The sequence below is a fragment of the Arthrobacter sp. MDT2-34-1 genome, assembly GCF_059091365.1.
Genome location: NZ_JBNHGO010000108.1, coordinates 1 through 574 on the forward strand (window position 1 = coordinate 1; position 574 = coordinate 574).

The following is a 574-nucleotide window of genomic DNA, read 5'->3' on the forward strand; positions in this document are numbered from 1 at the left end:
CCTCGGCATTGCGGGCCAGCACAGCGGCCGCCAGCATCACGGAGGGGTTGGACGTGTTGGTGCAGGAGGTGATGGACGCGATGGAGACCGCGCCATGGTCCAGGATGAACTCGCGGCCGTCGGACATCTGGACCGGAACCGGGTTGGACGGCCGGCCCGCGGCGTTGGCGGCGGCGGAGTGGTGGCGGACAGTGGAGGTCATGGCCGGGGCATCGGAAGCCGGGAAGGACTCTTCCAGGGCCTCGTCCAGGGCATCCTCGTCACCGGTGCCCACGTAGTTCGGCAGGTCCTTGCGGAACTGGTCCTTGGAACGGGTCAGTTCGATGCGGTCCTGCGGACGCTTGGGGCCGGCGATGGATGGCACGACGGTGGACAGGTCCAGCTCGATGTACTCGGAGAACTTGATCTCGTGGGACGGATCGTGCCAGAGGCCCTGTTCCTTGGCGTAGGCCTCGACCAGCGCGACACTCTCCTCCGAGCGGCCGGTCAGGCGCAGGTAGTCCAGGGTGACGTCATCGATCGGGAAGATGGCGGCCGTGGAACCGAATTCCGGGCTCATGTTGCCGATGGTGGC

At 66.9% G+C, this 574-nt stretch carries 1 protein-coding gene; it reads right to left on the bottom strand.

Annotation, left to right across the window (positions count from 1 at the left end):
- Positions 1–574 (bottom strand): aconitase family protein (locus AC5RVV_RS17890; protein WP_494002696.1); only part of this gene is annotated, 574 nt, incomplete at both ends.